Source organism: Streptomyces sp. NPDC001231 (assembly GCF_042896885.1).
Classification (GTDB): Bacteria; Actinomycetota; Actinomycetes; order Streptomycetales; family Streptomycetaceae; genus Streptomyces.
Window position 1 is genome coordinate 25386 of the sequence record NZ_JBIAXS010000042.1, and the last position, 22874, is coordinate 48259.

Genomic DNA, 22874 nt, shown 5'->3' on the forward strand with positions numbered 1-22874 from the left:
GCGTGTCCGCAAAGTCAGGGCAGCCAGAGCCGTAGGCACGCGAGGGTGACCATGGCTTCGTACGAGTCGGGGATGCCGTCCTGGACGGCCTGCCGTGCGGCGGGGGTCAGGCGCCGGTCGGTGTCGACCGGCGCCACGGTGATGACGCTCCTTGAAAACGGCCGCCCCTTGCTCGGGGGTGACCCCACACCTGCTCACTCGGGTTCCCCACCTTTGGCAAGGGAAAGAGGCCACGCCCGCTCTCATGGAGTCTTCAGGCTGTGATCAGAGCTGGTCCGTGATCCGCCGACCGATGTGTTCGAGGAACTCACGCAGGCTGGCTGCGACTACCTCGAAGTCGTCGGACCAGGAAGCCGTGGTCGACCTCCAGATCTGCCCGCTCGCTCCGATCGCGACGAGATGGCCGCCGCCGTCGCTGGCGAAGACCAGCACGGGCCGTTCTCCGTTGATTGGTGGAGGGCCGTACTCGCGGAATTGCTCCGCCACCATCGCGGGTGAGTGGATGAAGTAGCCGCTGTCGACATCCGGCAGAGATGCCTCGCTGATCACCCCGTAGAGCGTGGTCAGATCGGAGGGGATCGGCGTCAGGTCTGCAAGTGCGTCCGTCGCCTGGATGCTGTCATCCGTTGCCAGTGCCACGGCGTTTCGGCCAGGCGGGAAGCCGTGCGTTGCGAGGAACGACTGCATCAGCTCCGCGAGCGTCGCATCGGTCCGTTCCCACCAGGACTGGACCCACTCCGCATCAAGCCGTTCACCTGGCACTTTTCCCCTCCGATGTGTGTGGCCCTCGCTGGCCGCGAGTCCGGAAGAACATATCGGAAGGCTCTGCGAGAGCCGGGGAAGGAACCTTCCATCCTTCCATCCATCGCTCCCGAATCGGCCAAACCTGCTCTCTTGATCTCCCCACCCTTCGTGTGATCTCGCTCGGCGTTTCGGGATGGGGGCTTCTGATCGAGGAGAGCCTGCGTGAGCTACGAGTTCGGCCTGTTCGGGGGCCTGGATGCTCACGCGGGAGGAAGACGTGGATGCTCACGCATTGCGTCGTCAGGGTTGGTCGATCTCAGCGATCGCGCGTCATCTGGGCCGTGATCGCAAGACCATCCGTGCGTATCTCAACGGCGAACAGGTGCCGGGGCAGCGCCGTCAGAGCCCGGATGCCTTCGTCCCGTTCCTGGAGTACTGCCGCCAGCGCCTGGCGGACGATCCCCATCTGTGGGCCTCGACCCTGTTCGACGAGGTCAAGGACCTGGGCTATGAGGGCGGGTACTCGACGTTCACCCGCGCGCTCCGTCGCCATCAGGTCCGGCCTCACTGCGAGCCCTGTCATGCCGCGACCGGCCGGAACGTCGCAGTGATCGCGCACCCGCCCGGCGAGGAGATCCAGTTCGACTGGCTGGAACTGCCGGACCCGCCGGAAGCCTGGGGAGTGGGCGAGCATGCTCACCTGTTGGTCGGGGCGCTTGCGCACTCGGGCCGGTGGCGGGCGGTGCTGGCGGAGTCCGAGGACTTCCCGCACCTGGTCCTGGCCCTCGACCAGGTCGTCCGCAAGCTGGGCGGGACCGCGCGACGCTGAACCGCCAACACCGTAAGGCCCGCAGCGACGAGGAGGACCCACCAGTGGGCGAGCAGCCAGTGGACCATCATCACGATCAGCCCGACGGCCGCGACACCGGCCACGCCCACGGCGACGAGCTGCGCATCCTGCTGTTGCGGGCGCCGTTTGCTCGGGCGTCGGCGCAGTCTGGGGTAGTCGTGTAACAAGCGTGCGTCCGTCAGCTGCATCCAGCCGATGACCTAGTAATGTTCGGGCTCATGAGCATTCCTAGCCCTCGGGGGGAGCGAGAGAAGCTAATTACCGCTCTCACTCCCAGGCTGCGTAGACACTTGAAGATCCGCGCTTTCGAGCACGGAATGGACATCCAGGACGCGGCTGAACATGCCGTCAAGGCCTGGTACGAAGCTAACGGCCTCCCCGAGGTGGAGACTGACGGCGCGAAGACGTGGGGAACGTTCCTCCCCGTCGGTGAACCAGACCGGTTCAAAGCGGTGTGCTCCCAGCGCGGTGTCACCTACGTTCAGGGACTGGCTCAGGCGTTGACGCTCTGGCTCGACGCTCACCCCTCCCCTTCAGCGCCGCTGGTGAAGCAGCCGGTCGTGCGGGTGATAGTCGCCAACCAGAAGGGCGGCGTCGGCAAGACGTTCCTCTCCTCCGGGATCGCCCAAGCGCTCGCGGAGGCCGGCCACCGTGTCCTGCTCGTGGACTACGACCCGCAGGGACACCTCACAGCAGAACTCGGCTTCGAGGACCTCATGTACGAGGACGAAGTCGAGACGCTGATGATGCACATGGACGGCACTGCCAAGGGCGACATACACGACCTGCTCGTCGCCCTGGAGGAGGACGTCTTCGGCGACCGGCTGCACCTGCTACCCGCGAGCGATGACGCCTTCCTGCGCGATGTCGCCCTGTCGAAGGTGAGCTTCAGTGAGGCCGCGCTCGAACGGGCGTTGGAGCCGTTGGAAAACGACTACGACGTCATCATCATCGACGGCCCGCCCAGCCTCGGGCTGAACATGGACACCGCCCTGTACTACGTGCGTCGTCGTGAAGGCGAGCTCGAGGACCGGTCCGGCGTTATCACTCCCGTGTGGGCGAACCGGGCCTCGCACCGCGCAGTACGGCTACTGAAGGCACAGAAGGATGACCTGTGCAAGAAGGGCCGCATCCAGGTCGACTACCTCGGCCTGATCATCAACGCCTACGACAGCCGCCGCGGCAAGCTCGTCCAGGAGAACAAGAACGAGTGGGAGAAGAGCAGCTCCCCGCCGGTCTTGGCGGTGATCGGTGACTTGAAGGAAGGCCGGGAGGCAGCAGACGGTGAGATCCCACTGCTGGTCTACGCCCCGGACAGTGAACACGCGCAGGTGATGCGCGACCTGGCGAAGGAGCTTGCCGTATGACGCCCCCGCAGCAGCGGGTCACCCGCGGGTTCTCCATGGATGACGAGCCGAACGGTGCGAAGCAACCACCGCGCCGTATCCGTACCCGTGAGCAGATCATGAATGGTGAGGGCAAACGGCCTCCTGCGGCAGTGGAGCTGAGGCTGCTGGCCCACAACCCGTACAACCCGCGCGAGGAACTCACTGAGATCGAGGAGACTGCGGACTCTCTTCGCATCAGGGGCCAGATCCAGCCGGTCACGGTGGCCCGGCGGACCGCCTTCCTGAAGGCGCACCCGGGTCAGGAGGAAGCGCTCGGGGAGGCGGAGTATGTCGTTATCGACGGCAACCGGCGTCTGGCTGCTGCTTCGTTGGCGGGGCTGGCGGAGCTTCGGATCGATGTCAATGACGACCTCGCTGCGACCGCTGAGGACATCCTCGAATCGGCGTTGATCGCCAACGTTCACCGAGTGGATGTGCGACCGATCGACCAGGCAAAGGCCATCCAGCAGCTCCTGGCCAAGCATGGCACGCAGGAAGAGGTCGGCCGGCGCCTGGGGAAGACGGGCGCCTGGGTGTCCCAGCGTCTCGCATTGCTCGAGCTGCCCGAGGATCTCCAAGGGAAGGTGGAGTCGGGCGAGCTGAACATCAAGGACGGACGTCGCATCGGCCGTCTGCCGAAGGACCAGCAGCACACTGAGGCGGAGAAGGCTCTTAACCGGGTTAAGGCCCCGCGTAAGAAGCGCGGCTCGGCCACGTCGGACGCGGGGGCGTCCGTGCCACAGCAATCCGGCCCTTCGGCGGCCCTTAACCCGGTTAACGCGTCGGTCGACGCCGAGGCCCACCCCTTGGTTCTTAACCCGGTTAAGACGCCAGACCAGACTCCCGAGGGAGCTGGTGACGTTGACCCAGTTGCGTCAGGTGCGGAGTACTCGGCACCTCAGGCAGACGCACAACCTCGCCAGCTGCCGTATGACGATGCTGCGTTTGTCGTCATGCATCTACAGCTGAAGATGGAACCGGCTGTCTTCGCTCAGTGCGCGCGCATGATGATGGGCGCATTGCAGAAACAACAGCCGGACGAGTACAGCGCTCTGATGGGCGAGTTGTCCAAGCAAGGACAGCAGCCAGCCTGAGACTAGTGGGGCCGTCGCCGCGACCGAGCCCCGGGGAAACGCAAAAGGCCCGTGGCCTTCCGGACTTCCGGAAGGCCACGGGCCTATGTCACGGGCGGGCTATCGCCGTTGGTCGGGATCCATCAGCGGCACGCTCCCCCAGTCCTTCTCCTCGAAGATGGGGGAGCGCTTGGCTTTCGGCCGTGCCGGCCGCCGTGTCATGCGGACGGAAGGTGCGTGCCGGGGCGGCCGGCGCGGCGTCCGTTGACGGTGTCGGTGTAGGCGTCGGCGCGGGTGGCCAGGTAGGGGAACGCCTGGTCACCGGTTTTGACCTTGTACATGGCCGCATCGGCGGCGCGCAGGATCCGGTCGGTGGTCTCGCCGGGCAGGTCGGCGGCCCGAGCGATGCCGATCGACACGTCTATCTGCAGGGTGAGCCCGTCGTGGTGGAGGGGCTGTTGCAGTTGGTCGCGCAGTGCGGCGATGTCCTCGAGGTCTGACGATGATGGCAGCACCGCGGCGACGGCGAATTCGTCGCCGCCCAGCCGGGCGGTGAAGGCCTGCCGCTCGGTCGTCCAGCGGGCCAGGCGCTGGCCCATGGTGCGGATGACGGCGTCGCCGGCGGCGTGCCCGTAGGTGTCATTGACGGCCTTGAAGCCGTTGGCGTCCAAGAGCATCAGATGCAGGTCTGCGCGGCGGCGGGTGTTCAGCAGGCGGTCGGTGTAGGCGGTCAGGTCGGGGCGGCCGGGCAATCCGGACAGCGGGTCCCGGCGGGCGGCGTCCAGTTGGCGGCGCACCCTGAGGTTGTCGGCGAGCGCGGCCAGGGCGAGCGGCACGGCGGCCACGGCGATGACAAGGCTGCGCGTCGGCTGCCGTAAGGCTCCGGTAGCGGGCATGATGGGATCTCCGTTCTCGCCCCTGCGGGGACGGGCAGAAGGGAAGAGGCGCACCCCGACCAGTCCAAGGCGTAAGGGGTGCGCCTCTTGCTGTGTGATCACTGCCGCCCGGGAAATACCGGGGGTCAGGCATGCTGGAAGTGCTCGCGTCCTGTGACGGGAAGGCGGGCGTCCGGGGCGGCCGTGAAGCGCCTTAGCCGATGCGGCGGCCGCCCCGAGGCTGCTACCGCCAAGCGGTTCAGCGAGGCAAGGGGGCGGGCGCTGCCACAGCAGCCGCCCAGATGGTCATGCGTGCCATCGAAGCGTCTCTTCTCACGCGGCCAGCACAGCCGCGACGGCGGCCAGGGCGAGGAAGACGAGGGCAGCCAGGGTGCAGTCGACCGCGCGGCGCAGCCGGCGGAACTTGCCCAGGGCGATGACGGACAGGACGCGGACGCGAGCGGCGCGGGTGTCACCGGCCATGCAGGCACGGATCTCGGTCTCGGTCAAGCGTGCCCAGTGCGGGAACGAGGCCCGGTCGCTGCCGCCGAGGCAGGGGCGGACGACCATGAGGAGCAGGACGGTTGCGGTGCCGAGCGCGGTAGCAGCGAGGATGCCGAGGACCGTGGCGGGGGTCGGCAGCCGGTGCCCAGCGAGGGTGGCGAGTCCGGCGAAGGTGGCCCCGTTGAACGCCAGGAGTAAGGAGGCCTTGCCGTCGGTTCGGCCGATCTCCGTGGCGACGGCCGCGAGCGCTTCAGCCAGGTTCGTGTCGGTGGTCGCGGTGTGCGGTGTGGTCGGGACGGACACGGTGGTCTCTCCTGTCAGGGTCAGGCGGCGAGCTGATGTGCGGCCGGGGGAGCGGTGTAGGTGGAGGGGTCGGCCGGGGTCCCGTCGAAGCACTCCAGGCAGCTGCCGAGGGTTTTAAGCGGGAGGCACGCGTGAAACCGGCGCTTGCACACGGGGCAGGTCTGCCGCGAGGCCATGGCTTTGTCGAGAGCGGCCTCCTGGGCGAGTGTCGGTTTCCGCTTCGGTTTCGCGAGGTCGATGCGGTACAGCCACGCCTTGCGCTTGCCGCTGCGCCACACGAGCACAGCGGCGGGGTCGTGGCCGCCGGGGCTTAGACCCATCGCCCGTAACTGGCGGCGGGTGGCGAGCCCGGTCGTCGGAACGGGTCCGGTCCCCCGCAGTGCTGCGAGCACCGCCGGTGTGCCGGGGACCTGGTTGAAGCCGAACTCCGGGAAGCTGCCGTCGTCGTAGGGGTCGATGTCAATCAGGTCGTCTTCGTTCGGGCGGTCCATCACGCACTCCAGGCGCCGGGCAGCCGGTGGGGGCGGTGCGGGTAGCGGGGGCCGGGAAGCGTGGGGCGGGGCCGGCCGATCCGGCGGCGCGGACGGGGAATGAGCACGTGCGATCTCCTCCAGTCGTCGGTAAGCAGCGCCGCGCCCCGCCGGCATCGGGTGCGTCGACGGGGCGCGGCAGGTGGTGCGGCTGGTGTCAGGCGGCGAGTCCGAGAGCCGTATGCGTGCCGTGCGGTCCGGGTGTGGACGGCGCGGGCGTGGTGTGGCCCGGCCGTGGGGTGTCCGGTCGCTGTTCCGGGACGCCGTGCAGGTGGGTACCGATCAGGTAGCCGATCAGCAGCCCGGTGACGCCGAAGGCCTTGTGCCGGTTGGCTTTCCACCAGGTCGGGGCCGGGGGCTCGGTGATCACGCCTATGACGGTCGGGGCTTTCGCCAAAACGGGGTCTCCTTGTCGCTCGGGTGGTGCGTGGCGGCCGGGTGGCCTGTCCGGTCCTCGCCCGCCCCGGGGCTGCGGAGTGGGCGGGTGGTGCGCGGGCCGGACGGCCTGTCCCGCACCCGACCGCGTGGGTTCGGGTGCGGGGCAGGTGGTCCGGAGCGGAGTTCAGAGTCCGCGGGCGTCGGCGAGGTGGGCGGCCTGGTCGACCATGCGGAGCGGGACGTGGGCGGAGCCGTGCGCGTCGTTGAAGGACGGCACGGAGTCGACGTCGTCGCCGAACGTGCGGCGGATCGCGTCCAGGAGCACGGCGGCCGCGTTGGCTTCCAGGCCGGTATCGCCGCGGGCCTCGGCTCGGATGGCTCCGAGCATGCAGCGGGCGCCGTCTTCGTCGACCAGGGCGTCCTTGCACCAGCCGCTGGTGAGCAGGCGGTGGTGGGCGCGCTGCAGAACGGCTGCGACTGGTGTCCGGTACAGGTCCGGCAGCGGGGCGGGCCTGGTGTCGGCTGGGACGGCGGGAACGGTGATGACGTCGGCCAGGTCGACGGGCTCGGTGGGGATGTGCGCCGTGTTGACCTCGTAGGCGACCTTGGCTTCGTCCAGCCGCACGCTCATCACGGTGTCGATGAACTTCAGGCGTTCCTCGAGGGACAGTTCCGCCGGCGGCGCGGGTGCCGTGGCGGCCTGGGTGGTCGGGGCGAGTTGGTCTACGGCGGGGTTGGTCGGGGTGTGGGGCATCGGTGCTCCCTGCGGCGTCGAAGGTGCGGGGGTTGAGGGGTGGCGGCCTTCGACGCCGGCGGCCGGGGCGGTTTCAGATGCTGGAGATCCAGCCGGTGACGGCGCTGATCGCGTCGCGGATGACGGGCGCGGCGCCGGTGGAGGCGAGGAAGAAGCCGAATCCGGCGCAGGCCAGGGCGGGGCAGAGGCGTATGGAGCTGCCTCGGATCAGGACGAAGACGACGATGCCGAGCAGGACGACGGCGGAGATCGATACGGCCACGGGCTTGGGTGTCCTTCCAGGTGCGGGCAGGGCCCGGCCGAGCGCGGCCGGGCCCTGCGGGGGGTGGGTGGGTGTGGGGTTCAGACGCCGGAGAGGTTCTTGATGGCCTCCAGCGCCTGGCGGGGGGAGGTGACCGAGTCGCGGCGGGCGGCGGGCTTGCTGCCGCCGCGGCGCTTGCCGCCGCCCTTCTTCGGGGCGTCGTCCTCGTCGTCGGGCTCGGGGCCGAACTCGCCGGGCCGGGGCGGCTCGGTCCAGTCGAACCAGAGGCCCCGTGCTTCGAGCTCACGGATCTCGTAGTCGGTGAGGGTGGCGACGGTGTCGGGGAAGTAGCCGTCGATGCCGGCCTTGAAGTCCATGAACAGGGTGCGCAGGACGTCGGGCTGCTTGGCTTCGACGATCCAGCCGGCGCCGCCGGTGTTGGAGTCGGCGGGCGGCTCGGGCTCGCCGCGCATCACCCGGTCGATCCGGCCCTTCTCCGCGGGGGAGAATGAGCGGGGGAGCGGGTCGGGGATGTACTCGGACGGGATGCCGAGCGTCCTGAACATGTCGGCGACCTTCTTCGGCGCGACCTTCAAGACGACGGGGATGCAGTTCTCCCGCAGGTTTTCGCACAGCAGCTGCGTGAAGCCGTCCTGCACGTAGATGGACTGGCCGGCCACCTTGATGCCGATGCCGTACTTGCGGCCCTTGACCGACACGCGTTCGGCCAGGTCCATGATCTCCGCGCCGTAGTCGCCGTTGCGGGCGGCGGAGAGGAACTCGTCCAGGTACGCGGAGAGCATCCGGTAGGGGCAGCCCGGCAGGCTGGGGTCCCAGTCGTGGACCAGGCCGTCTTCCCACGGCATCTCGCCGCGGGTCTCCATCAGCGCGTCCAGGACCCGCAGGAGCCGGATCATGTAGAGCGCGCCGACGCCGTAGCGGGCGGTGTGCTTGCCCAGCGCGGCGGTCTTCTCGTCCGGCGCCTCGGTGGCCAGCATGACCACGGCCCCGAACAGGGCGTCGGCCGCGACGTGCAGGCCCATCAGTTGGGTCTTGCCGCCGCCGGAGGGGGCGACGAACAGGCCGTGGGCTGCGCCCCGGTCGGTGTAGACGCGGTTGCGGGCGGGCTGGCCGTTGCCGAGGTAGCCGGTCACCCAGCGGCCGTCCTTGTCCGGGGTCAGCAGCTCGCGGGTGGCGGGGAAGACCTGCGCGAGCGGGCTGGAGTCCCACAGGGAGACCAGGACCTGGCTGCCGTCGACGGTGACGAAGAGGCGGCCTTCGTCGTACTTGGTCTTCAGCGCGGCTGCCAGCGTGTGCAGGTTGACGCGCGGCTCGCCCATCTCGTCGGGGACTTGGGCGATGTAGTGGGTGACCTTGCGCTCCTTGTCGCGGACCTCCTTGACGAACTCCGAACCGGGCACGGGGCCGCCGGCGGCGCCGATCCGGTCGGTCCACCACTCGTGATCCGTGGGGGCCTGGCGGCGCCGCTCCGACAGGTCGGGGGTGACGTGGACTTCCTTCCAGCCGGGGCCGCCCTCGCGCCCGTACTGACGGGCCACCTCCTCGATGCGTACGTCCGTCACGTCGACACCGAACGCCGCGGCGACGGTCTCCTCCGTGAGACCGGAGATCGGCCGTCCGGCCTCGCAGGCGCGCAGCAGCAGCGTCAGGTCGTGTCGCATGCCGGGGTGGGGGGTGGCCTTGATGACGATGGTGCGGCCGGGCATGCCGCGGTTCTCCCACAGCTGGCGGACCTGGCGGGTGAACGGGTCGGCGCCGTCGTCGGGCTGGGACGGCTCCGGCTCGGAGGCGGGCTGCAGCTGCGGGGCGGGGGCCGGGGTGGCGAGGGCGGGCCGGTGGTGGCGGCGGGCGTGCCGGGAGAAGGGCAGCACCAGGCAGCCGGCTGCGGCCCATCCGGCGGCGAGCAGGGCGTCCAGGCACCACGGGCCCCAGCCGGGCGTGTTCTTGGCGGCGACGTCGACGGCGGCGGCGAGCACGAGCGGGGACCAGCGCAGGATCTTGCGGCCCGCGCCGGGCTCGGCGCTCTTGGCGGCCAGGACCCAGCCGCCGATACCGGCGGCGCCCGCCAGCTGCACGACCGTGTTCACCGGGCTGTCGGGGTAGAGGTTCGGGGCCGCGGCGAGGACCGGCGCGGCCAGGGTGTACAGGGTGCGCTCCAGTGCGACGCTGCGCGGCACGGACACAGTGGTTCCCTTCGGAAGAACGCGATGGGCGGCCCGCGCCGTGCTGGCGGGGCCGCCCATCGCTGGAGGTGTGCGGGTGGTGGGTCAGCGGGCGAAGAAGCCTGGCTTGGGGGTGCGTTCCTTGCGGCTGGAGCGGATGTCGTCCAGGGCCTCGTACAGCCGCGCGTGCGTACGCTGCGCGTCGTGGGCCAGGCCGGACACCTCCTGGGCCGTCTCATGGAGCTTGTGGACTTCCACGGCGGCGCCGCCCAGGGCGACGGCCACCTGGTTGGTCATTTCGATGAATGTGCGGTCCAGTTCGGCGTTGGCGATGTCCACCGCCAGGCCCTCCGCGCGCTGTGCGTTCATGCGCATGCCGCGCAGCAGCGCCTCGAGTTCGGTGTCGGCCGTGTCCATGGCCTTGCCCAGCGTCTTGAGCTTGTTCTGGACGGCCTTGTACCGGTTGTCGCCGTCCGTCGGGGCGGCAGCCCCGCTGCTGGTGTGGGGCGTGAGGTTGCTCATCAGCGAACCGCCATTTCCTAGTTGTGGTGGGCTGCGGTCGAGGCGTGGGCCAGGCCTGCGTCGTCCATGGCCTGGATGTCCTGGCCGTAGGTCTGGCCGACCGACATGGCGGCGATCCGGGCGGCTTCGGAGGCGACCTCGCACTCGGTGGCGCACCGTTCGGCCAGCTGCTTCATGCGGGTCGCGGCGTCGGCCAGGTCCGTGATCTGGCCGACGACTTCGGTGGCGATGTTGTGGTCACCGACCAGGTCGGTGGCCATGTCCCGTAGGGCGTCGGCGACCTTGTCGAGCGCGACGGCCAGGTCCTGGGCGCGGTCCTTGTCGAGCGCGGCGGCGATCGCGATGTTCACGATCTCCGTCAGGTACTCGCCGAAGGTGATGTCGGTACGGTGCTTGGCGGCCAGGCCGGCCTGGCCCGACGCGGTCTTGTTGACCTCCGTCACGGGGTCCTCCTGTGCAGTGGGTCGGGTAGTGCCAGGTCGCTGGGTGTGCGATTCCGGTGCGCGCGGCAGACCGGCCGGGCCGGAGACGGAGGTTCGGAAGGGGTCGGCCGCGTCTTCGACGATGACCGCGTCCACGATGTCCTCCTCGCCGTCATCGGCAGATCGCGGCGGTCGGGCGGGGTGATCGGGCCACTCGGCAGTGGGAGTTGAGTCCTCCGGCCCGAACGGGCTGTCCGAGGACCGACCGCCCTTGGACCGGCCGCCCTTCGGCTTACCCGTACCGGAGCCACCAGACGGCCCGTCACCGGCCCCGGACGCCTTGCCCGGCTCATCGGACGCCGGGTCGTCCTTACGGGCACTGGAGGCGGCATCAGGCGCTTCCTTGGGGGCACCGTCGCCTTTGCCGCCAGCACCCTTGCCGTCCTTGGCGCCCTTGGTGTCCTTGGCGCCCTTGTCCTTGTCCTTGTCCTTGCCCTTGGACAGGTTCACCTTCTCCGCGCCGGCCCTATCGGCCTTGTCGGCCTTCTTGTCCTTCACGTCGGCCCGGCGCTTGTCCCAGCGCTGCTGTGCCTCTTCAGCGACGGCCGCACCCAAAGTGGTACGGCCGTCGGCGGAGGTTGCGGCTTCCCGTTTCGCCGCCTTCCGCTCGGCTTTCGCCTTGCGGCGCTCTTCCCTCTCGGCTTGCCGGTTGGCGCGGGCCTGGTCGCGGTCCTTGCTGCGGTCGGCGAGGCCGGCCGCCTGGTCGGCGTTGCGCCGCTGCTGGCGGGCCGCCTGGCGGGCAGCGGCCCGCTCCTGGCGGCCGGAGGCGGGCGAGTTCTGCGTCCTGCCGCCGTCGCCCTTGCCGGAACCGGAGTTGCCCGACCCGCCGCCCTTGCCAGAGCCTCCCTTGCCGGAGCCGCCGGAGCCGTTCTGGCGGCCTTTGGAGCCGCCGGACGACTCATTGCCCTTGGCGCCGTTGTTGCGGCCGCCAGCGGAGCGATCAGAGCCCTTCCCGCCGCTCCCGGGGGAGTTGCCGCCGCCCCGACCGCCGCTGGAGCCCCGGCCGGAACCGCCGGAGTTACTGCCGCCGCTCCGCGGGGTCCCGCCCCCGCCGCCGGCCTTCGAGCGGCCCTTGTCCGCGCCCAGGCCGGAGCCGGAGGACCGCGTGCGGTCCGCGTCGGCCCGTCCCCGCGCCGCCGCCTTGTCGGCCTTCGCCTTCATCATCGCGGCGTGGAGCTTCCCGTTCTGCTCCATCATCGCGACTTCCTGAGCGGTACGGCCCTCCAGCAGCGCGGCCTTACGCGCTATTTCCGCCTCACGGAAAGACGCCTCTCCGGCATGCCGGTCCCGCGCCGCTTCCAGTCGGAATTCCAGCCAGTCACCGAGACGGTCAGCGAGAGAACGCGGCTGAACGTATTCACCTTCCTCATATTCGCCGATTTCCTCATCGGCTCCTGCTGCCGAAATCTCTTCCGAGCGAAGCGCAGCCGTCGGGTTCGGGACCGCCGGGATCGGCGGCAACTCCATGGTGGTTTCCTCGGGCGATTCCGGAGGAATATCCGCGCCTTCATTCGTGTCCGGGAAAAGTCGCCCGGGGTCCGCCAGTTGCGGCGGCTGGTTCAGCACGTCGCCCGGGGTGGGGAAATTCAGGAGCTGCCCTCGGGTGTCGCCGGTGTCCTCCGACACGGCCCCACCTCCTTCCTTCAAGGGGTTGACAGCGGGTGACCGCCTCGCGTACGCGTGTGCGCGCCTGGGCGCCTGGGCGTGTGGGCGCCTGCGCGTTGGGAATGCCGTGGGGGGCCGCCGCGGGCTGCGGCGGCCCCCCACGCACGAGCGGGCGGTTACTGGGTGTGCTTCACATAGACGGCGTGCAGGTCGTGCGCGAGCGCCCGAAGCGCTGCCACGTCACCGCGCCTCAATGCTTTCTTCCCCTGCGTCTGAATGAGCATGAGCAGAAAATAGAAAGCGCCGAGGTCTTCGCCGTGTTTCGCGATGAATGAATCCCGCTGTTTCATCAGGTGGTCGCGGGATCGCTGCGCCTGCAGCTCGGACTTCAGAAGCGGCCGTGTCACGCGGACTCCCGGCTCTGTCCGAGGTCGTAAATCGACCTCGGAACACTATAGCCCGTATTCTGGCCCTGTGCACCCTGCTGCTGCGGCGCCTGCGGGGCGGCCTTGAGTTGCGGGTTCTTCTTCCGCTGCTTTTCCAGCTCCTTTTCCTTTCGCTTTCCGGGCAGGTTCTTCACTTCGTCGGTGAAAGCGTTGCGCTTGTAGGCGGTCTTTTCCAGGCCCTCGGTCAGGCCGTTGACGTGCTTGAGCACGTCCCTGAGGGCCTTTTCGACGGGCATCGCGCGCAGCCGGGCGTGGTACCAGCGGTCGCCGTCGACGTGCGTGCCTCGACAGTGCACGCGGGTCTCGATCGCGAGGGTCTCCAGGTTCTTGCCGATGTCCAGCAGGACCCGCTGAACGTCGGCCAGGTAGCGGGCGGTTGCCTCCGGGCTCGCCGCGACGTCCCGCAGCGGCGCGTAATTCGGGTCGTTGCTGTTCACAGTGGGGTTCCTCCTGCTGTACTTGGGGGGACTGATGACTGCTTCCGGCAGTCGCAGCGGAGGGCCAGCCCAATGCCCCTGGGCTGGCCCTCACTGGTGTGTGCCGGACGGATGGTCAGGGCCGGTAACCACCAGCGAGGAGTGCGGCGGCCTCCTGGCGGTACTCGGAAGCGGTGCCGGCAGAAGCGACCGCCAGCTCGTGCTGGATGTCAGCGAGCAGCAGCCGGTCGGCCTCGCCGCCGACGGCGAGGATCATCCGGGCGACCTTGCGGACCGCCCGCTCGCGCGGCTTGAGCTTCGCGTCGTCCTCGGCTTCGACCGCACGGCGCTCGATTTCGGCAGCGGCCAGCCGGGTTTCGGCAGCGGCCTTCTCGGCTTCGGCGGCCTCCTGCTTGGCGCGCGCGATGTCGGCGAGGGCCGTCTCCTGGCGGCGCTCCTCCTCCGCCTTCTTGCGGTTGGCTTCGGCAGTAGCGTGGCGGGTTTCGGCGGCGGCCTTCTCCGTTTCGGCGGCACGCCGGTTCGCTTCGGCAGTGGCCTCGCGGGCTTCGGCGATGGTCTGGGTCTCGATCGCCTGTGCCTCCGCCGCGGCGACCCGGTCGGCCTCCGCAGCTTCCTTCCGCTTCTCAGCCGCCTGGCGCTCCAGCTCGGCTGCGCGGAGGTCCGCTTCGGCCTTCGCCTCGCGCTCCTGGGCTTCCTTGCGCTCCGCCTCGGCCTCGCGGGCGCGGGCTTCGGCGATGACGGCCTGGTCCAGTGCCTCCTGCTCCAGCGCAGCGGCCCGCTCTGCGGCGCTGACCTGGGCTCGGGCATGGGCCCGGGCCTGTCCGGTCTGGCCGTCGACCTCAGCGCGGACCGCCTCCACCTTGCCCTTGGCGCGCAGACGTTCGGCTTCGGACGCCGCCTTGGCGACCTCGCTGCGGGTCTCCGCGTCCAGGCGCCGGCGCTCGGCGTCCTCCTCACGCCCCTGAGCTGCCTGCTCCTGCTCATCGGGCATGGCCAGGGCCTGGTCGACGGTGTAGCCGTAGGGGGCCATCCTCATCGGCAGCAGCTCATCCTCGGTGGCCTTGCTCAGGTCGCCGTCGTACTTGCGCTTGAGCCACTGCTCGTAGGCGATAAGTTGCTGGTCCCGGCGGATCATCTCCGGGTAGGAGGTGACGCCCCACAGCCGCATCCGGCGGAAGATCCGGGCCGTCGCGACCGGGGCGAGGATCCACCGCAGCCACGGGATCGAGTCCCGTTCAGCCTGGTCAGGCCGGACGACCCGGTCGATCGATGTGCGGCCCAGCTCCACCACCATGATGAAGAGGACCGGCACAACGCCGTGGGCGCCGGCGGCGACGTAGTCGAGCAGCTCCCACGCCCGGTCCTTGGGTGCGCCGGACGCGGCGTTGAGGACGACGGTGGCGGCCGTCAGCAGCCACACCGGGTAGCGGATCCAGCTGATGGGACGCTTGAGCCAGGCCATCAGCAGGTCGACCGCGATCATCACCATGATGCCGGTGTCGACGCCGACCGCGAACAGCTGGCCCTTGCCCAGCGTGCCGAAGCGCAGCTCGGTGTAGGCGAAGTCCGCGACGTGCTCGAAGGACAGGTACAGGCCGATGCCCGCGAGGGCGAGCGCGGCGATGACGATCGCTCCGGCCGTCCATTTCTGGGTGCCGGTCAGCTTCCCCGGGGAGGGCTTCGTTCCGGTTCCGCTTTCCGTCTCCGAAACGGACTCCGGCGCATCCGAAACGATGCCGGGCGTCCGCGAAACCGGCTTGGGCGGTCCCGAAACGGCGGCCGGTGAAGCCGTCTCGGGGTCGGGTTCGGCCGCGGTTCGCGGCCAGTCGGTGATCGTCATGGGGGCCTCCGGAATGGGGCGTTCAGGGTGTGCGCGAAATGGCGGGGTCCGCTCCCGAAACGCGGTGAGGCGTTCCCGAAGCGGCGGTCGGCGCGGATGGTTGCTCGCGAAGCGGACGCTGGCTCTACCCGCTCCGCGCACACGAAAAGGCCGGCGGCCCGGGAGGCGAGCGGCCGGTCTGAGAGCGTGCTGCGGGGCGGGCGCGAAACTGGGTGCGGCTCCCGCCGGGCGGGCGCGAAGTCAGCTCTCGACTGTCAGTCCGGGTTTCAGGTGGCTCAGCTGCGGCGCTGCTGGTCGCGCCGCCGGGCGAGGTAGGCGTCCTGCAGCCGGGCGAACAGCTCGTACGCTCGCTGGCCGTCAGGGCAGCGAGCGGCGTCGGTGCAGCGGGCGCAAGTGCGGATGTGCGCCTGGTGGGCGCGGTGCGCTGCCTGGTAGCGCTGGTACAGGTCGTCAGGCACGTGCTCATCTCTCGTGGTGCCGGCGGGTGGGGTGGAGGTCGGTGACCCGATGCCCTGTCTCCCAGGCCGCCGCGGCAGCCATGGCGGCGGCCGCGAGCAGGATCCGGGTGAGGGGGTGCGCGGGGCCGACCGCGGACGCGGCCCGGGCCGCGCGGCGTTGCGCGGCCCGGGCCTTGTGTATGAGGTGTGGCATGCGGTCAGCGGCAGGCGTCGCAGACGCCGCCGGGCCAGCCCTCGAACCAGCCGCCGCACTGGCTGCACTGGCCGCCGCCGGACGCGGCGGCCGGGGCGGACGCTGTGGCCGGCGTCGCGGCGGGCACGATGCCGGAGGGCGGGCAGTCGCTGCCCGTGCACGACCACCGGCCGCACAGGGGGCACGCGTCGTCAGCCATCACGGGGCGGCGCAGCGTCAGCACCGGCTGCCGCTCGAAGCCGGGCATCATCTCCTGCAGCGTGCGGCGCGCCCACCGGCCCTCCGGGATCCGGGCATCGGCCTCGCGCACCATCCGCGCCAGGAGCACACCGAGCCGGCGGTTCGCGGCGGCCGGGCAGGGACCAGCATGCCAGCCGTTGCACCGGCCGCACGCGTTCTCGGGATTCACGGCAGCCCGTGGTGTACGGGCTGCGGGACGTGTCATGATCGCAGTGGTCAAGGGAACTAGTCCTTCCTGATGACCAGACAGCCCCGGAGCTCTCACCTTCCGGGGCTGTCGCTGTATGACTGGCCGGACGGCCAGCCACGGCCCGCCTCCCACCCCTTTCCTGCTCTGGTGGGGTGGGAGATGGACCGTGGCGGGGCGTCAGGCCGCCGGGGCGCACGCCGTCCTGGCGGGGCGGATCAGGTAGTCGGACGTCGTCCAGACGGAGCCGACCGCGAAGGGCTGGCCGTCGGGACGCAGGGTGTCGCGGACGATGACCGCCCACCGGGCGGCCCGGCGGAGCAACTGCGCGGCCTCCGCCGGGTTGGTGATGAGCGCCAGGACCTCGAAGCGTCCGTCCGTGTTGGCGTAGATGGCGCCCGGGAGGCGGGGGCCGATCTCGTCCTGGACGCTCGGGCGGGATGCGATGCTGTGCATGCGGGTCGTCCTCTCCGAAAGGGTGACCTGCGACGAGAACCCCCAGGGGCGCAATCCCTGGGGGTTCGTCGCGTACGGGGCCCCGTACAGCGGCGGGGCAGTGCGTCCTGCGCACTCCGCCGGCCACCGCCCAGTCATGAGGCGGTGGCCGGCGGGCAGCGCAGGCTGCGTCAGGCGCCGAGACGGCGGGCCTGCTCCTGCAGGTTGTGGACACGGTCAGCTATCCGGGCGCGCTGCGGACGGGACAGGCCCGGCTGGATCAGCTGCCGGTGCGCGGCTGCCAGTTGGTCGGCAATGCGCTGTTGCGGAGTGCGGGGATCAGTCGGTACAGGCGTGTTCATCAGGTCTCCCAGGGGTCTTGTAGCGTGAGATCAGCCCCGGGACTGCCCATCTCGGGACTGCAGACGGCCCCTGGAACTGCCCAGTCCGGGGGCTGTTTGCTGCCATACGAGCAGCCACGGCCCCGGCCGCCCCCTTGTTGCGGGGCGGCCAGGGCCGTGGTCGATCGTCTCGGTGTGCGGGTCAGGCGGCTGACGTGGTCGCGTTCCGCCGCGCGTACCGCTTGCCCAGTTCGGCCTGGCGCCGGTCGTGCGCCTCCACGTTCTGCGGCGCCAGCGGGAGTTGGGGGCCGCGGAACTCGGAGAGCGACCCCGGGGTGCGCTCCGCGCAGCGGTTGTTCGCCGTCTCGACCGCCTTGCCGCCGTGCTTGGCCCACTGCGCCTTGCGGACCGCCGGCACCGACTGCTTCCGCGCAATGCGCCGCTCCTGGCGCTCCAGCTGCTCGCGGGCCTCGCGGCGGGCGGGCTCCTGGTTGAGCGCGAAAACGTAGCGGCGAGCCAGGATGCCGCCGTCCGTGCAGTGCTGGCCGCCGACACACCGCGTGCATCCCTTGCGGTGGGCGAGGTAGGACTGGCGGGTCGACTCCAGCGTGACCTCCGCCTTGATCCGGGAGACCGGAGCGGCCGGGGCCGGGAGCGGCTTGTAGAACTGGCGAGCCGCGCGCCGGTTCTCCTGCGGCATCGCGTCGCGCAGCAGCCGGTTCTGCTCGGACTGCCAGCGCCGGACGTCGATGTCGATGACCACGAGCTGGTCGCTGCCGGGGCAGGTGACGTGCTTCTCGCCCTCCGCGACCTTGTCGGAGATGCAGTGCTCGCGGATCTTGAGGACCTTTTCGCCCATGATCCGGCGCCAGGTGCGGCAGTCGGGACAGGCGATCGACTTCACTTCGCCGGGTCGGACATTGAAGTCCTCCGGGGCCATGCCGCTGAGCTTGAGCGCCTCACGGCGGTTCGTGTTCTTGGTCCGGACACGGCCGGGACGAACGCGGGGCATCGAATCCTCCTGACATGGGATCGGGTGCGGGTGCTGCCTTCTCTGCCGCGCCAGGCCGGCCTTTCGACAGGTTGGTCCTGGCGGACAGACAGCGCAGCAGCGCCGTTCGAGGTAGATCAGGTGGAGCTATTCGGTACAGACGCCTAGGCCGGGGGAGCTCGGCTCACCCCACTGCCCCCACCTCTGGGAGGTGGTGACTCCTGCAGTTGTGCAGTCGTGCTGGTGCGAAGGCGAAGGGCGCTTAGCGCCGTTCGCAGACACCACGATGAAGTCTTCTAGAAGAGATGTCAAGGTCTTCTAGAATGTGGTTGACTGTTTGCACAAGCCGAGCCGAGAGGAGTCGCCATGCCAGCCCCGGCCCCGAAGCCGCCAAAGTGGCGACAGATCGCGGATGAAATCGCGAGAAAAATCGAGAACGGCGACTACGGCCCTGGCGACCGACTCCCGTCGGTCCAGGCCCTTGTCGCAGAAGGCAAGGGAGCTACAGCGACGGTCCATCGCGCCTACCAGGCCCTGGAGGCGGAAGGGCTGATTCGTACGACACAAGGCAGCGGCACCACTGTGCTGGGCCCCAGCGAAGTCCCGCCCTCGATCCTTACGGGCGCGGCACGTTTGGAGCGCCTTCGCCGCACCGGCAGGCCGCTGGCTCCCCGGGAGACCTACGTGAACTCTCGCTCTGTGCTTCGCTCGTGCGCCGATGCCGAGGTTGCGAACCTTCTCGGGATCGACCTGTACGACGAGATTGTGCTGAGGAGCCGAACCTTTGTGCAGGACGGCAAACCCACGGTCTTGGCTCTGAACATGATCCACATGCGGGCCCTGGGCCCCCTGCCGGAACTGCTCGACGAAGGACCGATGCCGAAGTTCCGGCACGACCTTTACACCGAGCGCACCGGCAAGACGATCACCGCAGGACCGGAGCAGAGTACGGCGCGACTGGCCTCTAACAACGAACTTGATGAGTTCGGCATCGACGTGCCGCCGGACGTTCCTGTCCCGGTTCTCGTCTTGCGGACCCTCTACTCCGACGACGAAGGCCCGCTGGAGGTATGGGAGGACATTCTCCGACCCGGTGTGTGGCATGGAGGCCGCTCCTGACCTTCGGTGAATAGCCACTCGTCTGCCCCCTCAAGCCCTTCGCTGTGTGGGGGCCATCACACCGCCTGGAACTGTCGTGCAACATCACAAAGGCTTGTCGAAGCCCGTGCGCACCCTCGTTCACGGGTTTTCAACATCCGCGTACACATGGGATTTGGCGCCTGCGGCCTAGGCTCACGGGCCATGGCGACGACGGAGGGGACCAGGGTGGGGAAGCATCGAGCGGGGTGGAGGCCGGACCGTCTGCGGGAGCAACGGGAGGCCCACGGTCTGACCCTGGAGAAGGCTGGCGAGCGCCTCCGCGAGGTTGCCGAGCGAGCCAAGCTGAAAGGCATCCCGGCGGCGAATCCCCAGACCTTGTGGCAGCACGAGCAGGGCGAGGTCTACCCGGGCCCGCACTATCGGCGCGCCTACTGCCTCCTCTACCGGGCGACGGAGCCCGACCTCGGCTTCCGGGCCGCTCTGCCGGGGGAGGAGACGTCCTTCAAGCTCACGCCCATGGACGACCGGCTCAACGGCGCGCACGTCCTGGCCGTCGAGCGGGCGATCCACCGCATCTCGCCGGGCACCGAGGATGCTGGGCACTTCGCTCTGCAGCAGCGGATCATCGACGCGTGGAAGCGCCGGCACACCGGCGGCGACCCGCACCGTCCGGTCCTGATCCTGGTGGGCGGTTTTGCGGGTAGCGGGAAGACGGAGCTCGCTCGCTTCTTCGTCCATCTCACCGGCTGGCCGCTGCTCGACAAGGACCCGCTCACCCGGCCGCTCGTGGAACGGCTCTTGATCGCGCTGGGCGGCGACCCGAACGACCGGCACACAGAGCTCTATCGGGAGCGTGTCCGGTCTGTGGAGTACGACTGCCTCATGCAGTCAGCCATGGCCAACATCAAGTGCGGGATCAGCACTGTGCTCTCGGCGCCGTTCATCTCGGAGATGACCGACCCGGACTGGATGCAGCGCCTGTCCAATCGGGCGGCGTCCATGGGTGTCGACGTCTTCCCGGTGTGGGTGCGCTGCGACGAGGATTCGATGCGCGAGTACATCACTTTCCGGTCCGCGGCCCGCGATGCGTGGAAGCTCCAGCGCTGGGACGAGTACATGGCGACCATCGACCTGGACCTGCGCCCGGCGGTGCCGCACCTGGTCGTCGACAACCGGCTGGGAACCGCGGTGACGCTCGCGGACCAGGCCCGGCAGGCGATGGGGGCGATGTACGCATGACCGGACGTCAGGGCGTGATCCTGTACGGCCCGCCAGCGGCGGGCAAGGACACCGTCACGGCGGCGCTCACCGAGCTGCGTGCGCAGTACCGCCAGTTCGCACGACTCAAAGTCGGGTCGGGCAAGTCGACCGGCTACCGGATGGGCACGGCGGAGCAACTGCGCGAGCTGGAGGCCGCGGGCGGAGTCGTCTACGCAAACAGCCGCTACGGCAACGCATACGTCATCGACGTGCCCGGCCTGGACGCCGCGTTCGCGGCCGGGGTGCCGGTGGTGCACCTGGGGCAGGTAGGCGGCATCCGGGCCCTGATCGACGGCTACCCGGCGGACTGGGCGGTGGTGCTGCTGTGGTGCCCGCGCGAGGCGACTGCGGAGCGATCCGCAGGCCGAGGCGACAGCGACACCACGGCGCGGCTGGCGGCGTGGGACGCGACCCGGGGGGACCTGGACGCGCACCCGAGCATGGTCTGGGACCTGACCGTGGACACCACGGCGTCGACGCCGCGGGACACGGCGCGGCTCATCGACCAGCTGCTGGCGCAGCGGGCGGGAGCGGCGACGGCATGAGCGCGGGCTACGCCTGGGCGAGTCGGTCCAGGGCGTCGGTGAGCGTGAGTTCGCCGTCGTCCTTGACGTCGTTCCACCGTGCCAGCGTGGCCGCGGCTGCGCGCAGCATCTCCGGCGGGAGGCCGGCGGCCGCGAGCGCGTCGGCGGCTTCCTCCAGCTCCGGTCCCCAGCGCCAGGCGCGCGCGGCCGTCTTGGCGATGTATTGCGGCTCGGAGAGGTACGAGTCGGTGCGCCGGGAGGCGACCTCAATGAGCTCCTGGTCGACGCCGTGCTCGCGCGCCATCCCGACTGCGAGCGCCACCAGCACTCGGCTTGTCTTCTGGAACGACGCGTACGACAGCTTCAGCGCGGATGCCTTCCCGACTTCCGTGCCCAGCACCGCCGTCCGGACGTCGGTGCCCACGAACAGCGCCTCGATGCGCTCGGTCGCGGAGGCCGGGCCGGACAGGTACAGGGTCGGCGTCTTACCGCCGACCGGCGGGGAGCCGACAATGCCGCCGTCCACGACGGTCGCGTCCGGTTCGAGCAGCGCGGCGATCCGCTGCGCCCGTTCGGGGTTGATGGCGTTCGCCTCCACGTACATCCCGGCAAAGCGGTGCCCGGCGACCTCTCGGACCAGGTCCTCTGCGGCTACCGGCGGGCAGAGGCTGATGACGACGTCACTGCGGTCCAGCAGTTCGGACAGCGTGGTCACAGGCGTCAGGCCGAACTGGGCGGCGCGCTCTGCGGACGCGGCGCTGCGCCCGGTCTCACACCACAGGACCGCCGCTGCGTTGGTCGCGGCGCAGGCGGCGACGGCGGCGCCCATGCTGCCGGGGTGGAGGATGCCGATGGTCGGCTGGTCCACGGTGCTACTCCGTCTCGTTGAGCAGGATGGTGATGGCGTCGGTGACGTCGTCGACGACGTGGCGCGCGGCGGGAAGTGCGTCGGGCCAGGGGCGGCCACGCAGCCAGATGGTGCGCAGGCCGGCCTGGTGGCCGCCGCTCACCAGACACCTAGCCAAGTCAGTGCCACGGTCGCCGCGTCCGTGCCCACCGATCAAGGAGATCCGTTGGCTACCGACCGCGTATACCTGATCGGTTCTCCCGACTCACCGTTGGTAAAGATCGGTTGGACCGACAATCCGGAGCGACGGCTCCGTCATCTGCAGACTGGTTCGCCTGTCCTCCTACAACTACTCGCGGTCTTCGAGGGCGGCGCCATCGTCGAGGCCGAGCTTCACCGCCGATTCGCCGACAAGCGTCATCACGGCGAGTGGTTTGACCTCGGACCGGATCCGGTGGGGGTCGTAAGCCCGTTCGTGAAAGTCGCGCAGGTGGAGGAAGGCGAGCGCACCGGACGCCGGCAGCCGATGCACGAGTTGCGCTACGACCACCTCTCCGTTGAGGAGTTTTCTCAGTGGTTTCCGGATGACCCTCCGAGTGTGTACGAGCGGGTGGAACGGGAGTGCCCGACCTGGAAGGAAGCTGGGAGATGCCTGTGCGACAGCTGACCTTCCGGCAGGGCGGGCAGCTTTCTCCGCGCTTCCCGTCCGGTGAGCCCGGCATTCCGGGCACGTCGGACGTTGTCTCCGTCCCGTGGTTCTGTCCGCACATGGCTCTCGCGCACTGACACGTCCTCAATTGCGACCTCCGGAGCAGCATTTGATGTACAGTTTGGGATCACATGGAAGGGGGAGTGATGGGTGATCTGTACAAGGCTGTGGATGCGTTGCTCAGCCGACCTGCCGATGTTCTCCCTCCGCCTGAGGTTCGGGCCCGGCTCCGCAAGGCCTCCGGCCTGACTCAGATGGAAGTCGCACAGGCCTTCGGGGTGCATCGGATGGCCTTCCTACGTTGGGAGAATGGGCAGTCCGAGCCGCGCCGTCGGCATCGAGACGCATATCTGCGCCTACTCAAGGGATGGGCAGAGAAGTATCCCGAGGCGGCTGACGGCTTCGAGCTCGCGGAGGCAGGCTGAAGTGCACC

At 69.6% G+C, this 22874-nt stretch carries 30 protein-coding genes; 8 read left to right on the plus strand and 22 right to left on the minus strand.

Annotation, left to right across the window (positions count from 1 at the left end; genetic code table 11):
* Positions 1-14 precede the first annotated feature (14 nt).
* Positions 15-137, minus strand: coding sequence for a hypothetical protein (locus ACFY3J_RS34930; RefSeq protein ID WP_390842523.1), 123 nt, complete (start codon positions 135-137; stop codon positions 15-17).
* 127 nt (positions 138-264) lie between these two features.
* Entirely contained in the window at positions 265-762 is a 498-nt protein-coding gene (locus ACFY3J_RS34935) for a hypothetical protein (protein ID WP_390842524.1), read from the minus strand.
* Between the two features lie 259 nt (positions 763-1021).
* Here ACFY3J_RS34935 and ACFY3J_RS34940 point away from each other — a divergent pair, with 259 nt between their 5' ends.
* From ACFY3J_RS34940 to ACFY3J_RS34950, 3 genes are all read left to right on the plus strand, one after another.
* The gene (locus tag ACFY3J_RS34940; protein ID WP_390842525.1) at positions 1022-1573 is read left to right on the plus strand and encodes a transcriptional regulator; all 552 of its coding nucleotides are present in this window, start codon (positions 1022-1024) and stop codon (positions 1571-1573) included.
* A gap of 338 nt (positions 1574-1911) precedes the next feature.
* Positions 1912-2961 carry a ParA family protein gene (locus tag ACFY3J_RS34945; RefSeq protein ID WP_390842526.1) on the plus strand — a complete coding sequence of 350 codons (1050 nt, stop codon included), beginning with the start codon at positions 1912-1914 and terminating at the stop codon, positions 2959-2961.
* On the plus strand, positions 2958-4076 hold the full coding sequence (locus tag ACFY3J_RS34950) for a ParB/RepB/Spo0J family partition protein (RefSeq protein ID WP_390842527.1): 1119 nt from the start codon (positions 2958-2960) through the stop codon (positions 4074-4076). Before ACFY3J_RS34945 ends, ACFY3J_RS34950 begins: the two co-directional genes overlap by 4 nt.
* 197 nt (positions 4077-4273) lie before the next feature.
* Here ACFY3J_RS34950 and ACFY3J_RS34955 read toward each other — a convergent pair whose 3' ends face one another.
* The 18 genes from ACFY3J_RS34955 to ACFY3J_RS35040 all read right to left on the minus strand — a co-directional run bounded on the left by ACFY3J_RS34955 (position 4274) and on the right by ACFY3J_RS35040 (position 18021).
* Positions 4274-4951, minus strand: a complete 678-nt coding sequence (locus tag ACFY3J_RS34955; RefSeq protein WP_390842528.1) for a GGDEF domain-containing protein — start codon at positions 4949-4951, stop codon at positions 4274-4276.
* A 312-nt stretch (positions 4952-5263) separates the two neighbouring features.
* Entirely contained in the window at positions 5264-5737 is a 474-nt protein-coding gene (locus ACFY3J_RS34960) for a Pycsar system effector family protein (protein ID WP_390842529.1), read from the minus strand.
* A gap of 20 nt (positions 5738-5757) precedes the next feature.
* Complete coding sequence (locus tag ACFY3J_RS34965; protein ID WP_390842530.1) at positions 5758-6228, minus strand: RRQRL motif-containing zinc-binding protein; 471 nt, start codon at positions 6226-6228, stop codon at positions 5758-5760.
* 196 nt (positions 6229-6424) lie between these two features.
* Positions 6425-6664: a hypothetical protein gene (locus ACFY3J_RS34970; RefSeq protein ID WP_390842531.1), complete on the minus strand. Its 240-nt coding sequence runs from the start codon at positions 6662-6664 to the stop codon at positions 6425-6427.
* Positions 6665-6829: 165 nt separating this feature from the next.
* A complete protein-coding gene (locus ACFY3J_RS34975; RefSeq protein ID WP_390842532.1) occupies positions 6830-7399 on the minus strand; it encodes a hypothetical protein in 570 nt (189 codons plus the stop codon).
* 73 nt (positions 7400-7472) lie between these two features.
* On the minus strand, positions 7473-7661 hold the full coding sequence (locus ACFY3J_RS34980; RefSeq protein ID WP_390842533.1) for a hypothetical protein: 189 nt from the start codon (positions 7659-7661) through the stop codon (positions 7473-7475).
* A gap of 80 nt (positions 7662-7741) precedes the next feature.
* Positions 7742-9844, minus strand: coding sequence for a chromosome segregation protein ParM (locus ACFY3J_RS34985; RefSeq protein ID WP_390842534.1), 2103 nt, complete (start codon positions 9842-9844; stop codon positions 7742-7744).
* 84 nt (positions 9845-9928) lie between these two features.
* Positions 9929-10345: a conjugal transfer protein TraB gene (locus tag ACFY3J_RS34990; RefSeq protein WP_390842535.1), complete on the minus strand. Its 417-nt coding sequence runs from the start codon at positions 10343-10345 to the stop codon at positions 9929-9931.
* A 17-nt stretch (positions 10346-10362) separates the two neighbouring features.
* Entirely contained in the window at positions 10363-12453 is a 2091-nt protein-coding gene (locus ACFY3J_RS34995; protein WP_390842536.1) for an ATP/GTP-binding protein, read from the minus strand.
* A 155-nt stretch (positions 12454-12608) separates the two neighbouring features.
* A complete protein-coding gene (locus ACFY3J_RS35000; RefSeq protein WP_390842537.1) occupies positions 12609-12839 on the minus strand; it encodes a carbohydrate ABC transporter in 231 nt (76 codons plus the stop codon).
* Entirely contained in the window at positions 12836-13315 is a 480-nt protein-coding gene (locus tag ACFY3J_RS35005; RefSeq protein WP_390842538.1) for a hypothetical protein, read from the minus strand. The genes ACFY3J_RS35000 and ACFY3J_RS35005 overlap by 4 nt, the downstream gene beginning before the upstream one ends.
* A gap of 115 nt (positions 13316-13430) precedes the next feature.
* The gene (locus ACFY3J_RS35010; RefSeq protein ID WP_390842539.1) at positions 13431-15296 is read right to left on the minus strand and encodes a DUF2637 domain-containing protein; all 1866 of its coding nucleotides are present in this window, start codon (positions 15294-15296) and stop codon (positions 13431-13433) included.
* 134 nt (positions 15297-15430) lie between these two features.
* Positions 15431-15613 (minus strand): hypothetical protein, encoded by a 183-nt coding sequence (locus ACFY3J_RS35015; RefSeq protein WP_390842540.1) that lies wholly within the window; start codon positions 15611-15613, stop codon positions 15431-15433.
* A 4-nt stretch (positions 15614-15617) separates the two neighbouring features.
* On the minus strand, positions 15618-15806 hold the full coding sequence (locus tag ACFY3J_RS35020) for a hypothetical protein (protein ID WP_376409160.1): 189 nt from the start codon (positions 15804-15806) through the stop codon (positions 15618-15620).
* 4 nt (positions 15807-15810) lie between these two features.
* The gene (locus ACFY3J_RS35025; RefSeq protein WP_390842541.1) at positions 15811-16215 is read right to left on the minus strand and encodes a hypothetical protein; all 405 of its coding nucleotides are present in this window, start codon (positions 16213-16215) and stop codon (positions 15811-15813) included.
* A gap of 198 nt (positions 16216-16413) precedes the next feature.
* On the minus strand, positions 16414-16689 hold the full coding sequence (locus ACFY3J_RS35030; RefSeq protein ID WP_390842542.1) for a hypothetical protein: 276 nt from the start codon (positions 16687-16689) through the stop codon (positions 16414-16416).
* 170 nt (positions 16690-16859) lie between these two features.
* Positions 16860-17030 carry a hypothetical protein gene (locus ACFY3J_RS35035; protein WP_390842543.1) on the minus strand — a complete coding sequence of 57 codons (171 nt, stop codon included), beginning with the start codon at positions 17028-17030 and terminating at the stop codon, positions 16860-16862.
* 181 nt (positions 17031-17211) lie between these two features.
* Positions 17212-18021: a hypothetical protein gene (locus tag ACFY3J_RS35040; RefSeq protein WP_390842544.1), complete on the minus strand. Its 810-nt coding sequence runs from the start codon at positions 18019-18021 to the stop codon at positions 17212-17214.
* 345 nt (positions 18022-18366) lie between these two features.
* On the opposite strand from ACFY3J_RS35040, the gene ACFY3J_RS35045 reads away from it, so the two are divergent.
* The 3 genes from ACFY3J_RS35045 to ACFY3J_RS35055 all read left to right on the plus strand — a co-directional run bounded on the left by ACFY3J_RS35045 (position 18367) and on the right by ACFY3J_RS35055 (position 20906).
* Positions 18367-19119, plus strand: coding sequence for a GntR family transcriptional regulator (locus tag ACFY3J_RS35045; protein WP_390842545.1), 753 nt, complete (start codon positions 18367-18369; stop codon positions 19117-19119).
* Between the two features lie 207 nt (positions 19120-19326).
* Positions 19327-20340 carry an AAA family ATPase gene (locus tag ACFY3J_RS35050; protein WP_388730698.1) on the plus strand — a complete coding sequence of 338 codons (1014 nt, stop codon included), beginning with the start codon at positions 19327-19329 and terminating at the stop codon, positions 20338-20340.
* Positions 20337-20906 carry a guanylate kinase gene (locus tag ACFY3J_RS35055; RefSeq protein ID WP_390842546.1) on the plus strand — a complete coding sequence of 190 codons (570 nt, stop codon included), beginning with the start codon at positions 20337-20339 and terminating at the stop codon, positions 20904-20906. Before ACFY3J_RS35050 ends, ACFY3J_RS35055 begins: the two co-directional genes overlap by 4 nt.
* A gap of 7 nt (positions 20907-20913) precedes the next feature.
* Here ACFY3J_RS35055 and ACFY3J_RS35060 read toward each other — a convergent pair whose 3' ends face one another.
* Together ACFY3J_RS35060 and ACFY3J_RS35065 are read right to left on the minus strand one after the other, a co-directional pair.
* Positions 20914-21753: a DUF1932 domain-containing protein gene (locus ACFY3J_RS35060; RefSeq protein WP_390842547.1), complete on the minus strand. Its 840-nt coding sequence runs from the start codon at positions 21751-21753 to the stop codon at positions 20914-20916.
* Between the two features lie 4 nt (positions 21754-21757).
* Positions 21758-21895 (minus strand): hypothetical protein, encoded by a 138-nt coding sequence (locus ACFY3J_RS35065; protein ID WP_388730690.1) that lies wholly within the window; start codon positions 21893-21895, stop codon positions 21758-21760.
* A gap of 63 nt (positions 21896-21958) precedes the next feature.
* Between ACFY3J_RS35065 and ACFY3J_RS35070 the strand changes: the two genes are divergently transcribed.
* On the plus strand, positions 21959-22399 hold the full coding sequence (locus tag ACFY3J_RS35070; RefSeq protein ID WP_388730687.1) for a GIY-YIG nuclease family protein: 441 nt from the start codon (positions 21959-21961) through the stop codon (positions 22397-22399).
* Positions 22400-22587: 188 nt separating this feature from the next.
* Positions 22588-22866 carry a helix-turn-helix domain-containing protein gene (locus tag ACFY3J_RS35075; protein ID WP_388730685.1) on the plus strand — a complete coding sequence of 93 codons (279 nt, stop codon included), beginning with the start codon at positions 22588-22590 and terminating at the stop codon, positions 22864-22866.
* The last annotated feature ends 8 nt before the right edge of the window (positions 22867-22874 follow it).

What these genes read in the sequence shown, in the direction of transcription:
- ACFY3J_RS35040 (WP_390842544.1), bottom strand. Translation starts at nt 18,021, where the DNA reads ATGCCCCGCGTTCGTCCCGGCCGTGTCCGGACCAAGAACACGAACCGC.
- ACFY3J_RS35035 (WP_390842543.1), bottom strand. Translation starts at nt 17,030, where the DNA reads ATGAACACGCCTGTACCGACTGATCCCCGCACTCCGCAACAGCGCATT.
- ACFY3J_RS34955 (WP_390842528.1), bottom strand. Translation starts at nt 4,951, where the DNA reads ATGCCCGCTACCGGAGCCTTACGGCAGCCGACGCGCAGCCTTGTCATC.
- ACFY3J_RS34965 (WP_390842530.1), bottom strand. Translation starts at nt 6,228, where the DNA reads ATGGACCGCCCGAACGAAGACGACCTGATTGACATCGACCCCTACGAC.
- ACFY3J_RS34950 (WP_390842527.1), top strand. Translation starts at nt 2,958, where the DNA reads ATGACGCCCCCGCAGCAGCGGGTCACCCGCGGGTTCTCCATGGATGAC.
- ACFY3J_RS34975 (WP_390842532.1), bottom strand. Translation starts at nt 7,399, where the DNA reads ATGCCCCACACCCCGACCAACCCCGCCGTAGACCAACTCGCCCCGACC.
- ACFY3J_RS35075 (WP_388730685.1), top strand. Translation starts at nt 22,588, where the DNA reads ATGGGTGATCTGTACAAGGCTGTGGATGCGTTGCTCAGCCGACCTGCC.
- ACFY3J_RS35045 (WP_390842545.1), top strand. Translation starts at nt 18,367, where the DNA reads ATGCCAGCCCCGGCCCCGAAGCCGCCAAAGTGGCGACAGATCGCGGAT.
- ACFY3J_RS35020 (WP_376409160.1), bottom strand. Translation starts at nt 15,806, where the DNA reads ATGCCACACCTCATACACAAGGCCCGGGCCGCGCAACGCCGCGCGGCC.
- ACFY3J_RS35055 (WP_390842546.1), top strand. Translation starts at nt 20,337, where the DNA reads ATGACCGGACGTCAGGGCGTGATCCTGTACGGCCCGCCAGCGGCGGGC.
- ACFY3J_RS34945 (WP_390842526.1), top strand. Translation starts at nt 1,912, where the DNA reads ATGGACATCCAGGACGCGGCTGAACATGCCGTCAAGGCCTGGTACGAA.
- ACFY3J_RS34990 (WP_390842535.1), bottom strand. Translation starts at nt 10,345, where the DNA reads ATGAGCAACCTCACGCCCCACACCAGCAGCGGGGCTGCCGCCCCGACG.
- ACFY3J_RS35030 (WP_390842542.1), bottom strand. Translation starts at nt 16,689, where the DNA reads ATGCACAGCATCGCATCCCGCCCGAGCGTCCAGGACGAGATCGGCCCC.